General features: G+C 36.3%; 13 protein-coding genes and 1 pseudogene. 8 read left to right on the forward strand and 6 right to left on the reverse strand.

The annotated features are described in order from the left end of the window. Positions 1–145: 145 nt before the first annotated feature. Together clpP and dnaG are read right to left on the reverse strand one after the other, a co-directional pair. A complete protein-coding gene (gene clpP / locus WFK35_RS12010; RefSeq protein ID WP_214589093.1) occupies positions 146–832 on the reverse strand; it encodes an ATP-dependent Clp endopeptidase proteolytic subunit ClpP in 687 nt (228 codons plus the stop codon). A 111-nt stretch (positions 833–943) separates the two neighbouring features. Beyond that, complete coding sequence (dnaG, locus tag WFK35_RS12015) at positions 944–2,923, reverse strand: DNA primase (RefSeq protein WP_336732814.1); 1,980 nt, start codon at positions 2,921–2,923, stop codon at positions 944–946. Between the two features lie 408 nt (positions 2,924–3,331). Here dnaG and WFK35_RS12020 point away from each other — a divergent pair, with 408 nt between their 5' ends. The 8 genes from WFK35_RS12020 to WFK35_RS12055 all read left to right on the forward strand — a co-directional run bounded on the left by WFK35_RS12020 (position 3,332) and on the right by WFK35_RS12055 (position 10,929). Beyond that, positions 3,332–3,685: a transglycosylase domain-containing protein gene (locus tag WFK35_RS12020; RefSeq protein WP_336732815.1), complete on the forward strand. Its 354-nt coding sequence runs from the start codon at positions 3,332–3,334 to the stop codon at positions 3,683–3,685. A 36-nt stretch (positions 3,686–3,721) separates the two neighbouring features. Next, on the forward strand, positions 3,722–4,129 hold the full coding sequence (gene tsaE / locus WFK35_RS12025) for a tRNA (adenosine(37)-N6)-threonylcarbamoyltransferase complex ATPase subunit type 1 TsaE (RefSeq protein WP_214589090.1): 408 nt from the start codon (positions 3,722–3,724) through the stop codon (positions 4,127–4,129). A 70-nt stretch (positions 4,130–4,199) separates the two neighbouring features. Further along, positions 4,200–5,393 (forward strand): alanine dehydrogenase, encoded by a 1,194-nt coding sequence (locus tag WFK35_RS12030; RefSeq protein ID WP_235131345.1) that lies wholly within the window; start codon positions 4,200–4,202, stop codon positions 5,391–5,393. Further along, positions 5,393–5,764 (forward strand): hypothetical protein, encoded by a 372-nt coding sequence (locus WFK35_RS12035; protein WP_336732816.1) that lies wholly within the window; start codon positions 5,393–5,395, stop codon positions 5,762–5,764. Before WFK35_RS12030 ends, WFK35_RS12035 begins: the two co-directional genes overlap by 1 nt. 187 nt (positions 5,765–5,951) lie before the next feature. Continuing rightward, the gene (locus tag WFK35_RS12040; protein WP_084196407.1) at positions 5,952–6,722 is read left to right on the forward strand and encodes a histidine kinase; all 771 of its coding nucleotides are present in this window, start codon (positions 5,952–5,954) and stop codon (positions 6,720–6,722) included. Beyond that, positions 6,700–7,410 (forward strand): LytR/AlgR family response regulator transcription factor, encoded by a 711-nt coding sequence (locus WFK35_RS12045; RefSeq protein WP_336732817.1) that lies wholly within the window; start codon positions 6,700–6,702, stop codon positions 7,408–7,410. The genes WFK35_RS12040 and WFK35_RS12045 overlap by 23 nt, the downstream gene beginning before the upstream one ends. A 94-nt stretch (positions 7,411–7,504) precedes the next feature. Then, the gene (locus tag WFK35_RS12050) at positions 7,505–9,781 is read left to right on the forward strand and encodes a cation:proton antiporter (protein ID WP_336732818.1); all 2,277 of its coding nucleotides are present in this window, start codon (positions 7,505–7,507) and stop codon (positions 9,779–9,781) included. A 302-nt stretch (positions 9,782–10,083) separates the two neighbouring features. Further along, positions 10,084–10,929, forward strand: coding sequence for a prephenate dehydrogenase (locus WFK35_RS12055; protein WP_336732819.1), 846 nt, complete (start codon positions 10,084–10,086; stop codon positions 10,927–10,929). A 58-nt stretch (positions 10,930–10,987) separates the two neighbouring features. Here the strand turns inward: WFK35_RS12055 and WFK35_RS12060 are convergent, their stop codons facing one another. The 4 genes and pseudogenes from WFK35_RS12060 to WFK35_RS12075 all read right to left on the reverse strand — a co-directional run. Next, positions 10,988–12,043 carry a diphosphomevalonate/mevalonate 3,5-bisphosphate decarboxylase family protein gene (locus WFK35_RS12060; RefSeq protein WP_336732820.1) on the reverse strand — a complete coding sequence of 352 codons (1,056 nt, stop codon included), beginning with the start codon at positions 12,041–12,043 and terminating at the stop codon, positions 10,988–10,990. Positions 12,044–12,117: 74 nt separating this feature from the next. Next, positions 12,118–13,887: an AMP-dependent synthetase/ligase gene (locus WFK35_RS12065; protein ID WP_336732821.1), complete on the reverse strand. Its 1,770-nt coding sequence runs from the start codon at positions 13,885–13,887 to the stop codon at positions 12,118–12,120. Beyond that, positions 13,884–14,897, reverse strand: a complete 1,014-nt coding sequence (locus tag WFK35_RS12070) for an NAD-dependent epimerase/dehydratase family protein (protein WP_336732822.1) — start codon at positions 14,895–14,897, stop codon at positions 13,884–13,886. Before WFK35_RS12070 ends, WFK35_RS12065 begins: the two co-directional genes overlap by 4 nt. Before the next feature lie 471 nt (positions 14,898–15,368). Then, positions 15,369–15,685, reverse strand: a pseudogene (locus WFK35_RS12075) (MvdD family ATP-grasp ribosomal peptide maturase); the annotation flags it as partial.

Genomic DNA, 15,685 nt, shown 5'->3' on the forward strand with positions numbered 1-15,685 from the left:
CTCCGCCGCCGCAACCCTCAAATATTAAAACAGCGAGTGCGGAAAGCCGGAAAAAGCTCCTGAAAAAATTCATAAAAGTTTCAGATCTCCATAAAAAAAACGCACCAAAATCAATTGATGCGTCTTCTTATTATTTTTACAAAATTTATTTTTTGTCTTTAGATCTCTGTAAAACTTCGTCTACCATTCCGTATCCTTTTGCTTCTTCGGAAGTCATCCAGTAATCTCTGTCTGAAGCTTTTTCTACCCAGTCATAAGTCTGTCCTGAGTGCTCGGAAATGATCTCGTAAAGCTCTTTTTTAAGCTTTAACATCTCTCTCAAGTTGATCTCCATATCAGAAGCCACACCTTGAGCACCTCCGGAAGGCTGGTGAATCATTACTCTTGAGTGCTTTAAAGCAGAACGCTTACCGCTTTCTCCGGCAACTAAAAGAACCGCTCCCATTGAAGCTGCAATACCTGTACAGATTGTTGCTACATCCGGCTTAATGATCTGCATCGTATCATAGATTCCTAAACCTGCGTAAACGCTTCCACCCGGAGAATTGATGTAAATCTGAATATCTTTTGAAGGATCTGCACTCTCTAAGAAAAGAAGCTGAGCGGTTACGATATTCGCCACCTGATCATCAATTCCTGTTCCTAAGAAAATAATTCTGTCCATCATTAAACGGGAGAAAACGTCCATTTGTGCAACGTTTAATCTTCTTTCCTCCATGATGTACGGCGTAAGACCTGTAGGACCGTACATTCCCATATACTGATCGGTTACCAAACCGTTATTTCCTAAATGTTTTACAGAGAAATCTCTGAATTCTTTTTTAATGTCCATATGTTTGCTTTGTGTATTAAATTTTTACAAGGTTGAATTTACAACTTTTATTCCTAAAATTTTATAAGACTTTTTGTCATAAAGTTTTAATAATTACAAAATTATTTGCCATTATCTGTCAGTATAAATACCTGTAATTGCAGAATAATTTAAAATTTTAGCCAGTTCTTTGGAAACCATCGTGAGCATCTGAATCTTCTTAAGCTGTTCAAAATATTTAGATTCATCGGATTCTGCATATTCTGCGAGTTCTCCTTTTGCCTTTGATATCAGGAAATTGACATATCTGAATTTATGAATCAGAATATCTCCTGCCACCTGCTCCGGAATTTTATCTCCGTAATTGGGTGAAAAAATATTTCTTGTGGTCCAGTCGTTCAGCTCACTGTAAATATTCATGGAATTAACGGCTGCTTTACTGAGCTCCTCATCCATTAATCCGAAAAAGAAATTTCCTTTTCGGAGTTCCTCTTTTTCAATTCCTTCTTTTATGTAGTCTACGATTTTTTTATTCAGCTCCACCTGAAATTCGTAATCGTCTTCTTCAAAATGATGAAGAATCTCTTCAATCACCGTAATATCATATTTCTGCTGATCCGGCGCAGTGCGGTGAAGGACAACATCTCCGTAATTGAGCATATGATTGATAAGATCATTCTCAAGTTTTGTCACATTGAAAAGTACCGGATCTATATAATCTCTCGGATCATTAACCACTTCAAGCTTCGCAGGTTGTTGCGCTTCAGCTTTAATCTGTGCTTTATGCGTCTGATTTTGGGTGATCTGTTTCTGAACATCAAGCTCATTAAACAGACTCTGCTCAGAAAGTCCGAATTTTGTGGAAACCTGCTTTAGATACACTTCCCTTTTCAAAGCATTCTGAACAAAGGAAACCGACTTTACAATGTCTCTGATGGCTTCAGCTTTCTTAATCGGATCGTCTCCAATTTCCTTGAAAAGAATTTCGGCTTTAAAATCAATAAAATCCATCGCTTCATTTTCGATGAATTTTTCCACGTATTCCTGCGGATGTTTTCTGGCGAAAGAATCGGGATCGTCTCCGTCCGGAAACAGCATCACCCGAATGTTCATCCCTTCCGTCAAAAGCATATCGATACTTCTGAAACTGGCCTTGATTCCTGCGTTATCCCCGTCAAAAAGAATCGTAACATTCTCCGTTAATCTTTTAATAAGCTTAATCTGCTCCGTCGTTAAAGAAGTTCCGGAACTTGCCACCACATTTTCGATTCCCGACATGTGAAGCGAAATAACGTCCATATAACCTTCCACCAAAAGACAGACATTCTTACGCGAAATTGCCTGTTTGCTCTGGTTTAAACCGTAAAGAACATTGGATTTATGATAAATTTCTGTTTCCGGAGAGTTGAGATATTTGGCTGTTTTTACATTATTTTTAAGAATTCTGGCTCCGAATCCTAAAACCCTACCCGAAAAACTGTGAATCGGAAAGATTACTCTTTCACGGAAACGGTCGATTCCGGCGGGAGAATTTTCAGGAAAAATCGAAAGTCCCGATTTCTCCAGAATTTCTTTTGAATAGCCTTTTTCCAAAGCATATTCTGTAAAGGCGTTCTTTTTTTCAGGTGAATATCCGAGCTGAAATTTTTTAATGATATCATCACGAAGTTCACGCTCTTTAAAATAAGAAAGACCGATTGATTTCCCTTCTTCCACTTCCCAAAGGAAATTCTGAAAAAAATCGTTCGCTACTTCATGGATTTTATACAGCAGATCTCTTTCCGACTGTGCATTTTTTGCTTCTTCGGAAAAATCCTTCTGATCTTCCTCAATTTCAATTCCGTATTTTTTTGCCGCGTGACGAAGTGCTTCAGGATAGGTGAAATTTTCGATTTCCATTAAGAAAGAGATCGCTGTCCCACCTTTTCCGGTGGAGAAATCTTTCCAGATCTGTTTACTTGCCGAAACAACGAAACTCGGTGTTTTTTCGTCATGAAAAGGACTTAATCCTTTGAAATTAGACCCTGCTCTTTTGAGCTGCACATATTCTCCAACGATTTCTTCTACCCGAATCGTGGAAAATATTTTATCTATGGTCTGTTTGGAAATCATGCTGCAAAAATATACAAAAATTATATTCTTTCTATAATAGGATTGTAAAGAAGATTTTTACTAGCCCACATAATTTATTGATTTAAAACAATTTAATTTATTTATTTTTGAATCAAACTATAACTATCATCTTTATTTATGAAATATTTCAGACGATTTTTTATTATAACTGTTACTATTTTCATTGTATTCCTTTTGTATCTAGAGTTTGGAGGAATGTTCATCTTAAAGACCAACGACAAAAGAACAATCACATTCAACATCAGAAGTAGCGAAAAAATTCCTAATAACTTTTCAAATTTTTATAATACTGTTTATCCGAATTCGTTATCCGAAAATTCATGGAATTATATGTCTGGTATATTCACTAATTCAGATTCTCCTCGAAAAGAATGCCCATGTAATCAAATGTCTTACAAGATTTTACCAACTTTAGAAATTAAGCATACAAAAAGAATAAATTATTTCATGAATCAGTTTATTGTAGCAAGATTTATTGAAAACAAATTTAGCCAGAAAGAATGTCTTCAATTTAATTTCGGCAGTTTTGATTTCTTAGAAAACAGAAAAGGTTTATCTGAGGTTTCCCATTCTCTTTTTAAAAAGGATGCCAAAGATCTGAAACCCATGGAAATGGCTGAAATTTTAGCATTATACGAAGCTCCTCTAAAATACAACCGGTCTAGAAATCCTCAAAAAGCAAAGGAAAGGACAGAACATTTTTATCATGTTTATCTCAATAATTCTAAAATAAAGAATTAAATTTTTTACTGTAATTAATTATCTTTGTTTAAAAATATGCAATTCACGATTCAACATATGGAAGACTGGCAGAATATTGCCGAAACCGTCATTTCAAAATTAGAGCATAACATTTTACTTTTAAAAGGAAATCTGGGCGCCGGAAAAACAACTTTTACCCAGTTTTTGCTTAAAAATCTGGGAAGTACAGATGAAGTAAACTCTCCTACCTATTCTATTGTTAACGAATACAGTACCCCGAAAGGAAAAGTATATCATTTCGATTTATACCGCTTAAAAAATATTGATGAAGTCTATGATATCGGAATGGAAGAATATTTAGACCATTCATTTCTCTGCATTATCGAATGGCCTGAAGTATATGAAGAAGATCTTTACGGCCTTAAATACCACGAAATGAGCATCATTAATACCGGAGAAAACAGAGAAATTTCATTCGAGTAAATATTATGTATATTTGCTCCTGAATTTGAATGTAAAATAACGATCTGTAAGAACCTAATTATTTAAAAGGATGAGTACTACAAACATTTTTACTCCTTTTACCGAAGAGGAACTGATGCCGAAAGAAGAAAAACTGGAGGTCATTAAAAAAGGAAAACAATTCAGCATAGGAATTCCTAAGGAAACTTCCCTGAATGAAAGAAGAACCTGCATTACACCCGATGCGGTACAGGTTTTGGTAGAAAGTGGTCACGAAATTATCATAGAATCCGGAGCCGGACAAGGTTCGTTCTTTACAGATCTTCAATATTCTGAATCAGGAGCCAGAATTACAAACGATCCTAAAGAAGCTTTCGGACAGGATTTAATTTTAAAAGTAAATCCGCCGACAGAAGAAGAAATTGATTATATGCGTCCGAATACCTATCTGGTTTCCGCATTACAGATCAACCTGAGGGATAAGAATTATTTCCTGAAACTGGCAGAGAAAAAAGTAAATGCCATTGCATTCGAATTCATTGTAGACGAATACAAACAATTAGCTTTAGTAAGATTAGTCGGCGAAATTGCAGGAACGGTTTCTATTCTTTATGCTTCCGAGCTTCTAGCTTTATCCAATGGTTTAATGTTGGGCGGAATCACAGGAGTAAGACCCGCTGAAGTGGTTATTTTGGGAGCAGGAATCGTTGGAGAATTTGCCACAAAAGCAGCTATTGGTTTAGGTGCAAGCGTAAGAGTTTTCGATAACTCTCTTTCAAAATTAAGACGACTTCACACTTTGGTCGACAGCAGAGTTCCGACTTCTATTATCGATCCGAAAGAACTTAAAAAAGCCTTAAGAAGAGCCGATGTTGTGATCGGAGCCCTTCCAAGACTGAATATGACGCCCATCGTTACCGAAGATATGGTAATGAAAATGAAAAAAGGAAGTGTGATTATCGATATTACCATCGACAACGGAAAAGTAATCGAGACTTCCGAACTTACCACCATGGAAGATCCATACATCATCAAACACGGCGTAATCCACTGCGGACTTCCGAATCTTACTTCAAGAATGCCGAGAACCACCACAAAAGCCATCTCCAATTTCTTCCTTTCCTATATTTTAAATTACGACGAAGAAGGCGGTTTCGAAAATATGCTGGTTCGCAAAAACGAAATGAAGCAAAGTCTTTATATGTACAAAGGCAGACACACGAAGAAAATCATCTGCGACCGTTTTGGCCTTACCTATCACGATATCAATCTTTTAATTTTCTAATGAAAAAACTGAAATTCTATGCAATCGGTCTTGTACCGGGATGTATTATTGTATTTTTTATCTTAAACAAAAAAGGCGCAAGCTGCAGCGGTTATCTTCCCAACAGCCGCGTTATTGCAGAAACCCTGTCTAAAGATTTTAAATATTCTGAAACAGCAAAAACAGAAATGGCGACATTAAAAGTTGATGAAAAATTTCTGAAAGACAGTATCATCACCAAAGGAAAGATTGATTTCGATAGAAGCCACGCGCAGAAAAAACCCTGTCCTGATTACCTTCTCACCTATCCTGAAGATAATCCCGCTTATGAAATCACTTTTGAAAAATGTGAGGAAAGCGTAACGGTGAATTCTTTGAAGAAATTGAAATAAATTATCAGTCTGCTTTGCGAAGCATTTATGCCTTTGCTTCTTTTAAATTTAGAGTTATCTTTATTAAAACTTTGCGTTTAAATAAAATACAAAGAATGCTTCGACTCCGCTCAGCATGACATTGCTAATACTACATGTTATATATTTGGCTTAAAATAAAAGAAATAAGTAAATAAATTTTCAATCCATGGAAGGCAATTACTACATGATTCATGATTATTGGATATTCATCGGAGTATTTGCGGTTTTCTTTTTTTTAACGGTAAGCATTTATTTATTCAGCCAAAATCAGAAATTTAAAGTAAAAAATGCCAAGCTTTCGACTGCCAATAAAATGATTCAGGAAAGACTGAATGAAGTACAGCTTGAACACATCGGAACAAAACTGAACCCGCATCTATTCAAAAACATCCTTAATTCGGTGCAGTCTCATGCTTATCAGACGTATATGTCGCTCGATAAACTTGCGAATGTTTTAGACTATATTCTATACGAAAGTAATAACAAATTCGTAAGCCCAAAAGAAGAATTAAATTTTGCCTTAAGTTTAATTGAGATCAACAAAATTAAAGTAAATCCTCTTTTTGATTTCAGAATTAAATCGAAAATCAATAAATCGGATGAAATTTACGAAGAGAAAGTTTTTGCCCCTCTTCTTTCGGTAGATTTGATTGAAAATGCCTTTAAACACACCGATTTCCTTGCTTCAGACTCTTTTATTTCCATTCAGCTTGAACTTGAAAAAAGAATTTTCACGATGAAAGTAAGCAATAAAGCTTCTCTGAAAAATGTTCTCGAAAAGGAAAAAAGCGGCTTCGGAAGCCAGTCTCTGGATCAAAGGCTGAAAATGATCTACAATAATTTTTACACGCTTCAGAAAAGTTCAAAAAACGGTATCTTCACGGCAGAATTAACAATCAATTTAGGAGATTTTTATGATAAAATGCGTTATTCTTGACGATGAATTACTGGCAATCAGCTATTTAAAACTTCTATGCGAACAGATTGAAAATGTAGAAGTTGTAAAAGCATTCAATGATCCTAAAATTTTTCTGAACGAAATTGTAAACATCGACTGCAACGTCTGTATTTTAGACATCGAAATGCCCGGAATAAACGGATTGCATGTTGCAGAAGCCATTTCAGGCTCAAAAAAAATCATTTTTACCACCGCTTACAAAGAATATGCAGCCGAAGCTTTCGACCTGAATGTTGTGGATTATGTAAGAAAACCCATCAAAAAAGAAAGGTTAACACAGGCTTTCGAAAAAGCAGCGGAACTACTCCAAAAGACCAATAAAAAAGATTTTATCGAGTGGAATACCAACATCGGCAAAACCGTAATTTTTACGGACCAGATCGCCTACATCAAAACTTCGGAAATCGACAGTCGGGACAAAGAAATTCTTCTTAAGGACGGAACCAATATTGTTTTAAAAAACCTGAATTTCAAAAACCTTCTGGAAATGCTTCCCGCAAAAGATTTTGCGCAGGTCAATAAAAAAGAAGTTGTTGCTTTATCTGCTGTTAAAATATTTTCCACCAACGAAATTATTACTACTGTTTTTCTGGGAAATGACCGCTTTTTAAAGCTTCAGATCGGGGAAACCTACAGGAAATCTCTTTCCGATTTATTGGGACATTAGATTTCACTGCAAAATTCTTTCTTTTCATTACATTTGATTAAAAATCATCTTTTTTTTCCGATTTTCTTAGCAATTTTGTCTAAAATTTGGAATCATGAATTGGGGAAAATACAGAAATATCATCTTTTATATTTCCACCATTATTGTTTTTTCATCACTGATGTATTTTTTCATCATTGAAGGGCAGACTTTGGAAATCGGAGAAAAGATCATTACAAAAACAAACAACAGTTCCAGTTGGGACAATTTTTTAGAATCATTCAAGACCAATCTTCATCATCCTTTAGCTTTATTACTGGCGCAAATCGTTACGATTATTCTTGTTGCAAGACTTTTCGGCTGGATTTGTATGAAGATCAAGCAGCCTTCCGTGATCGGTGAAATGATTGCGGGAATTGTTCTTGGACCTTCCCTTGTAGGAATGTACTTCCCGGAATTTTCGGCATTCCTCTTCCCGAAAGAATCTTTAGGAAATCTACAGTTTTTAAGCCAGATCGGGCTTATCCTTTTCATGTACATTGTAGGAATGGAACTGGATCTAAGTGTTTTAAGAAAAAAAGCACACGATGCAGTTGTAATTAGTCATGCAAGTATTATAATCCCTTTTGCGTTGGGAATTGGTCTGTCTTATTTCATTTATAAAGAATTTGCGCCGGAAGGAATTCAGTTTACTTCTTTCGCACTATTCATCGCTATTGCCATGAGCATCACGGCGTTTCCTGTTTTGGCAAGAATCGTTCAGGAAAGAAATCTTCAGAAAACCAAACTGGGAACTGTGGTTATTACCTGTGCTGCAGCCGATGATATTACGGCATGGTGTATTTTAGCAGCCGTAATTGCTATCGTAAAAGCAGGATCGTTCGAAAGTTCACTCTATGTAATTCTGATGGCAATTGCCTATGTATTTTTCATGATTAAAATTGTAAGACCGTTCCTGAAAAGAATCGGGGACTTACAGGCAGGAAAAAGTACCATCAACAAACCCATGGTTGCGATTTTCTTTTTAACCTTGATTCTTTCAGCTTATGCTACGGAAGTCATTGGGATTCATGCGCTTTTCGGAGCTTTTATGGCAGGAGCAATTATGCCTGAAAATGCAAAATTCAGAACACTGTTTATTGATAAAGTGGAAGATGTCGCTTTGGTACTTCTTCTGCCCCTTTTCTTCGTATTTACAGGACTTCGTACCCAGATCGGATTACTGAATGACAGTCATCTCTGGATTACGGCAGGATTCATTATTTTAACCGCAGTGATCGGGAAATTTGCAGGAAGTGCGTTAACCGCAAAATTTTTAGGCATCAACTGGAAAGAAAGTTTAACGATCGGAGCTTTGATGAACACCAGAGGTTTAATGGAACTTATTGTCCTGAATATCGGTTATGATTTAGGCGTTTTAAGCCCTCAGATATTTGCGATGATGGTAATTATGGCGCTGTTTACAACTTTCATGACGGGACCTGCGCTGGATTTCATCAATTTTATATTTAAATCTAAAAAAGATGATGAAGAATCTCCGGTAAATGATGCGAAATATAGGGTATTATTATCTTTTGACCATCCTGAATCCGGAAGCACGCTGCTGAAACTGGCTCATGATTTTACCAATAAAATGAACGGCAACAAAAGCATAACTGCAATGAATATTGCTCCCGTGAACGAAATGCACGCTTATGATATTAATGAATACGAAAATGAGCAGTTTAAAAATGTAATAGAAACGTCCAATGATCTCAATCTTGAAGTCACAACGCTTTTCAAAGCATCCAATGATATTGAAAACGACCTTACGCATATTACCAACAAAGGAAATTATGACCTTCTTCTTATCATGCTCGGAAAATCCATGTATGAAGGAAGTTTACTGGGAAGACTGCTTGGTTTCACGACAAAGATTATTAATCCTGAAAAACTTTTAAATACGGTAAAAGGGAAAGGCAACATTTTCAACAACTCGCCTTTTGACGATTTTACGTTACAGATTCTGGATAAAACCCATATTCCTGTTGGGATTTTGGTGGAAAAAGAATTCACTTCCGCAGATAAAGTTTTTGTCCCGATCTTTAATTTAAGCGATTTTTATCTACTTGAATATGCCAAAAGACTCATCAATAATAACAATTCTCAGATTATCATCTTAGATGTTGCAGGACAGATCCGGAATAATATTGAAGTGAAAGAACTCATCCGAAGCATCGAACAGGTTGCGCCCAATCATATCACTTTATACAATGAGAAAAAAATTGAGAAAGAGTTTCTGAATTCGCAGGATTTAATGCTCATCAGCAGCAAAAGCTGGAAAAATCTCATTGATACGAAAAGCATATGGTTATCGGATATTCCTTCAACATTGATTATCAGCAATCCTTAATTTGTAAATAGTGAATTTTGATACGTAAGCGATTGTAAATTCTTAAATTCACAATGAAATAAATTGACAGCAAAGCGAATTAGCAACGAAGTTAATTGACCTGTAAAAATTTGACTCGCGAAGCGAAATTCACAATTCACTTTTTAATCCTGATTAAAAAAAATTATTTACCTTTGTCTCGTGATTACAAACAACGGAACATATTATTACGGAATTTTTAACTCAGATCTGGGATAAGGATTTCATGTAGATAAAACAAAACCTCGTCCTTGGGCGGGGTTTTTTATTTTAAAATTTAAACGATGAAAATAAGTATAATTGGTGTAGGATTAATCGGGGGCTCGATTGCATTAAAATTAAGACAAAAAGGAATTGCCGATTTCGTCTATGGAATTGATAACAGCAATGAGCATCTGAATGAAGCATTAGAACTCAAAATAATCGATGCAAAAGTAGATCTGGAATACGGAATCAAAAACTCTGATCTGGTGATTCTTGCCATTCCTGTGGATGCCGCGAGAAAATTACTGCCGAATATTTTAGACCTGATTTCGGAAAATCAGACGGTGATGGATGCAGGATCTACCAAAGCGGGAATTGTAAATGCGGTAAAAAATCATCCGAAAAGATCGAGATTTGTAGCTTTTCACCCGATGTGGGGAACGGAAAATAACGGACCTAAATCGGCAGTTTCAGAAAGTTTCTCTGGAAAAGCCGGCGTTATCTGCGATAAGGAAGAATCTGCGAAAGATGCTTTAGAATTGGTTGAAAAAATTGCCGAAAGTCTTGATATGCATCTGATTTATATGAATGCGGAAGATCACGATGTTCACACCGCTTATATTTCGCATATTTCCCACATTACTTCTTACGCTTTGGCAAATACAGTTTTAGAAAAAGAGAAAGAAGAAGAAACTATTTTTCAACTGGCAAGTTCCGGTTTTTCCAGCACCGTTCGTCTGGCAAAGTCTCATCCTGAAATGTGGGTTCCGATTTTCAGACAAAATAAAGAAAATGTTCTGGATGTATTAAATGAACATATTGCTCAGCTAAGAAAGTTTAAAGCCGCTTTGGAAAAAGAGAATTTCGAATATCTGGAAGAGCTGATTTCGAATGCGAATAAAATCAGGGGAATCTTAGATAAATAGATAAAAATAGGGTTAGAGATTTTAAGTATGTCTTTAACCCTTATATTTTGAATTACTTCTAAAACTTCATCACATCTTTCACCACTCCGTTATTCTGCGTATGCTGTAACAGTTCGGCTTCAATGAAAGATTTTATTGTTTCTTCTGAGCCGTCATTCGGGAAGAGAAGATGAACATTGGCTCCTGCGTCTAACGTGAAGAACAGCGGCAAACCGGTTTCTTTTCTGAAATCCCAGATTTTGTTGATGACTTCCAAAGTTCCTGTTTTCATTAAAATAAATGCAGGATCGCTCATCATCATCATGGCATGAAGTGTTAATGCTTCATGTTCTACCAGTTTAATAAAACGCTGCAAATCTCCGCTGGCTAACATTTCCTTCATCGGACCGAAGTTTTCCCTTGCTTCCTGAAATCTTCTGTCTGCGTAAGGATTGGTATTCATTAAACCATGACCGACAGTGGAAGAAACGCTTTTCTGCCCTTCATGGATGAGTAAAACCCAGTCATTAAAATCTTTAAAAATTTCATGAATTTCATCGTTCGGGTATTGTACTGCAAAAAGATCAGAGCTTCCTTTTACCTGAGATTCGCCCCACACAACCAATCCGTTGTAAAGACTTCGGCACGCGCTACCGCTTCCTAATCTTGCTAAGAACGATGCTTTTCTCAACGATTCTTCATCCGAAGTTTTTCCTGAAAACGTTTCGTCAAGATTCATCAGACATTTGGCAATCGCCCCAAAACCTGAAGCCGAACTTGCAATTCCTGAGCTGTGAGGAAAGGTATTTTCGGTTCTGATGATATATTTTCCCTGTAAAATCCATGGAAGATACTGTTCGATATTTCTAAAATATTTTTCAATTTTTTCGGCAAATTTTACTTCCTCATTTCCAGCAAGAAAAGTCTGCACAGAAAAAGGTTCATTGGCAGAAAACTCCATCGAAGTATTGGTTCTGCAATGATTTAGTGTAAAACTGATGCTCGGATTGGCGGGAATCTGATTGTCATATTTCCCCCAGTATTTGATTAAGGCAATATTCGAAGGACAGCTTTCCGAAACTGTCTGATTATGTATTGTAAATTCGTTATTTCCTAAAAACTCCTGTGTTGTCATAATTTTAATTCTTGTAAGATGGAATGTAGCATGATTTGCCGTTATTGCTTAATCTTAAACTCAGTCTTAAAAATTTAATACATTTTCTCAATAAGATCTGCATATTTTTTAAGCACTACATTTCTTTTTACCTTTAGTGTCGGAGTAATTTCTCCCGTATTAATATCAAATTCCGAAGGCATTAAAGTGAATTTTTTCACTTTTTCGTAATCGGATAAATCTATTTGCAGTTCTTTAATTTTATCTTTATAAAAATCGTTTACCTTCTCGTTTTTCACGATTTCTTCCCAATTGGTGAAAGCAATATTATTTTTCTTGAGATATTCTTTCAAAAATTCAAAGTTCGGAACCACTAAAGCAGAGACAAACTGCCTTCCTTCAGCTATCAGCACAATCTGCTGAATGAAATTGTTGTTGGTTAAGATATTTTCAATCTGCTGCGGCGTAATGTATTTTCCGTTGGAAGTCTTCATGAGATCTTTCAATCGGTCTGTAATGGTAAGATTTCCTTTGCTGTCGATGGTTCCGGCATCTCCGGTTTTAAACCAGCCGTCTTCTGTGAAAACTTTCTGCGTTTCTTCAGGCTTTTTGTAATATCCTTTCATGATTCCGTTTCCTTTTGCCTGAATTTCGTCGTTTTCCCCGATTCGGATTTCCACGCCCGGAAGAGGTTTTCCACAGCTTCCGTGTTCAAAATGCGTCAAAGGAAAAGCGGTTAAAGTTGCCGTAGTTTCCGTTAAACCGTAGCCAACCGTCACATGAATTCCAACCGACTCAAAAAACTTCGTCACTTCCGGAGATAATGAAGCTCCTCCACAAGGCAGAAACCACAATCTTCCGCCCATTTTTTCTTTAATTTTACTGAAAACCAAAGATTCGGCAATATTTTCTTTTATTTTTAATCCAAACGGAACCGGCTGTTCTCTTCTTCTTAATTCTGCGGTCTGCGAACCGGTTTCCAATGCCCAGTTAAATATTTTTTTCTTCAGCGATGAACCTTCTTCTGCCTTTTCCAACACTCCGGCGTAGACTTTCTGGAAAAATCTCGGCACAGCGCACATCATGGTCGGTTTTACTTCTTCCAAAGCATTGGCGATATTCTTCGGATCTTCAAGGAAATAAACTCTTGCGCCTCCGTAAAGACACAAAAGACTCCAGCTTCTTTCGAAAACGTGGGTTAAAGGTAAAAATGCCAGAGAAAGCTCTTCTTCAAAGTTTTTAAACTTAAAAAATTCAAAATGGGCATCAAAAGCTTTTATGAAATTTCCATGTGTGAGAATGACTCCTTTCGGCGTTCCTGTTGTTCCGGAAGTGTAGATAAGCGTGGCAATATCTCCATATTCTTTCTTGCAGAATTCTAATTTGGGAGCGCTCTTGGCAATAAAATCTTCAAGATAAAAACTGCTGAATTCTTTTTTGATCCAGACTGCTTTTTTAGAAATGATTATAGTCTGCAGATTTGTACTTTCTTTTTTCAGAATTTCCAGACACGCATCGTACTGAGCCTGATCGCCCACCAAAATAGCCTTTGCTTCCGAATCGTTGATGATGTATTCTGCCTGTTCTGCATTATTGGTTGAATAGATTGGAACCGTAATGGCTCCGATTGCTAATACTGCGAGATCAAAAATCATCCATTCCGATGAGTTATCCGAATAAATGGCTACTTTATCATTTTCCTGAATGCCTGCATTTTTAAGCGCATTGGCTGTTTTATATACAATTTCACTGAATTTTTTCCAGCTCAGTTCTTTCCAGCCCGCATCTTTCTTTTTAAATCCGATGGCAGATTTTACCGGATGCTTTTCTGTATTTTTTAAGATAATTGCTTCTGCAAGATTCATTGCTTTATCTTTTTATCGTTGATATAGTTATTTAAATGAAAATCAATACTTTCCGTAAGAGGAATGAACTGATAATTCAATCTGCTTTTTATTTTTTCGTTGGAAACAATATTCATCTCAGAAATTGCTTTTACATTGGATCTTGTCGCCATTCTTAAAGCCGGAATCAGCCATCCGAATAATGTATTTGCCAAAACTCCGATATTCAGCTGAAATTGTGACAGGAGTTTCGCTTCCTTCAATCCCAGTTTCTTTCGGATCTGCTTTCCTAATTCTGCATATCTTCTGTTCTCGGAAATGATGATGAACCGTTCTCCAAAAATATTTTTCTCCATCAGTTCAACAGAAATTGCGGCAACATCTCTCACGTCCGCATAGCTTGTTCCTCCTGAAAAAGTAAAACTGTTTTTTTCGAAAGTGGGAAAAATATCGCCACTGCTGTTTCCCCAGCTTCCGCTTCCGATAATCATTCCCGGATTTACAATAACAACGTTTAATCCTTCAGCAGAAGCTCTCCAGACTTCCATTTCAGAAATATGTTTTGAGATCGCATAGGCAGAATGGTCTTCTTTCGGGTTAAAATCGGATTCTTCATCCAGCTCGCCTTTTTCATTAAAATTATCGAGAACAGCAATAGAACTTACATGAAGGAATTTCTTCACTTCAGCTCCTTCACAGGCATAAAGTAAATTTTCTGTTCCTTTAATGTTCGTGTGGTAAATTTCTTTGCTGTCTTTGGGATTGAAACCCACTTTAGCAGCGCAGTGATACACCTCATCAATTCCTTTTAAGGCTTCCTGAAGAGAGAGAATATCATCAAAATCTACATCGATCCATTCGATTCGGTTGAAAAAATCATCGGGATTTTCCGTATAAAATGTATAGGAATGCCTTACTTCGTTTAAATTGCTCGTCGGTCTTTTTGCAGCACGAACGTTTTTTCCTTTTTTAAGAAGTTCCAAAACGATTACTCTGCCTAAAATTCCGGTTGCTCCCGTTACAAAAACCATCAATTTTTTTTACTTGATTGCTTACTAAATTATGATAATATTCTACGTTATGCAAATTTGCGATTTTTAAGGGAGATTTCTGTTTTTTAAATGGATAAAAACGTCAAAAGTTTTGATGTTTCTGTTTTGAGCAATAGATAAGATGATCATTAAATTAACCTGAGTTCGGGATAAGTCTTCTTAAACGCAAGGTAAAACAAAGAGATTCAATTATCAGGAATTCATTTTTTAAGATATACAAAGGCGTAAAACTTATTAAAGTAATACCATTTTTGTGTTTTTTGAATAAACGAAGTGCCTTTGTTTAGCTTACAAACTTTCAATAAGTAAAAAATCTTTTGTTTTGCTTTGCGGTAATTTAATACAATACTATAAATCAAATACTTAAATTTATTTCTTATCCCGAACTAAGGATAAATTAAAAAAACGGACTTTCGCCCGTTTTCTGTATTATCTTGTGTTAGAAGAATTTTAGACCAAAACCATATTGTTTCTTCTTGGAGCTTTATCACATAAGATATCGGCAATACTTTTGGAAATAAGGTTTCCTTCGGTAAGATTATCCAGCCAGAAGAATTCTCCGGCACAGTTGATTTCAATGAAATAATATTCGTCTTCGGGCGAAACGATCATATCTATCGCTCCGTAATCGATATTGTAAACGTCTAACAGTTCCAGCAATTTTGCTTCGATGTCTGTCGGAAGTTCCGCAGGAATCCATTTATCGATAAGATTTACCCCGTCTTTTCGCCAGTCTATTTTTGCCGCTTCCGACTGTTGGGAATCGA

Origin of the sequence: Chryseobacterium sp. VD8, from assembly GCF_037149975.1 — a bacterium.
Taxonomy (GTDB): domain Bacteria; phylum Bacteroidota; class Bacteroidia; order Flavobacteriales; family Weeksellaceae; genus Chryseobacterium; species Chryseobacterium indicum.

Bases quoted from the DNA above. Each gene is read 5' to 3' on its own strand.
- WFK35_RS12060 (WP_336732820.1), bottom strand. From the start codon at position 12,043: ATGACAACACAGGAGTTTTTAGGAAATAACGAATTTACAATACATAAT.
- WFK35_RS12035 (WP_336732816.1), top strand. From the start codon at position 5,393: ATGAAAAAACTGAAATTCTATGCAATCGGTCTTGTACCGGGATGTATT.
- dnaG (WP_336732814.1), bottom strand. From the start codon at position 2,923: ATGATTTCCAAACAGACCATAGATAAAATATTTTCCACGATTCGGGTA.
- WFK35_RS12030 (WP_235131345.1), top strand. From the start codon at position 4,200: ATGAGTACTACAAACATTTTTACTCCTTTTACCGAAGAGGAACTGATG.
- WFK35_RS12065 (WP_336732821.1), bottom strand. From the start codon at position 13,887: ATGAATCTTGCAGAAGCAATTATCTTAAAAAATACAGAAAAGCATCCG.
- WFK35_RS12045 (WP_336732817.1), top strand. From the start codon at position 6,700: ATGATAAAATGCGTTATTCTTGACGATGAATTACTGGCAATCAGCTAT.
- WFK35_RS12050 (WP_336732818.1), top strand. From the start codon at position 7,505: ATGAATTGGGGAAAATACAGAAATATCATCTTTTATATTTCCACCATT.
- WFK35_RS12020 (WP_336732815.1), top strand. From the start codon at position 3,332: ATGTCTTACAAGATTTTACCAACTTTAGAAATTAAGCATACAAAAAGA.
- clpP (WP_214589093.1), bottom strand. From the start codon at position 832: ATGGACATTAAAAAAGAATTCAGAGATTTCTCTGTAAAACATTTAGGA.
- WFK35_RS12040 (WP_084196407.1), top strand. From the start codon at position 5,952: ATGGAAGGCAATTACTACATGATTCATGATTATTGGATATTCATCGGA.
- WFK35_RS12055 (WP_336732819.1), top strand. From the start codon at position 10,084: ATGAAAATAAGTATAATTGGTGTAGGATTAATCGGGGGCTCGATTGCA.
- WFK35_RS12070 (WP_336732822.1), bottom strand. From the start codon at position 14,897: ATGGTTTTTGTAACGGGAGCAACCGGAATTTTAGGCAGAGTAATCGTT.
- tsaE (WP_214589090.1), top strand. From the start codon at position 3,722: ATGCAATTCACGATTCAACATATGGAAGACTGGCAGAATATTGCCGAA.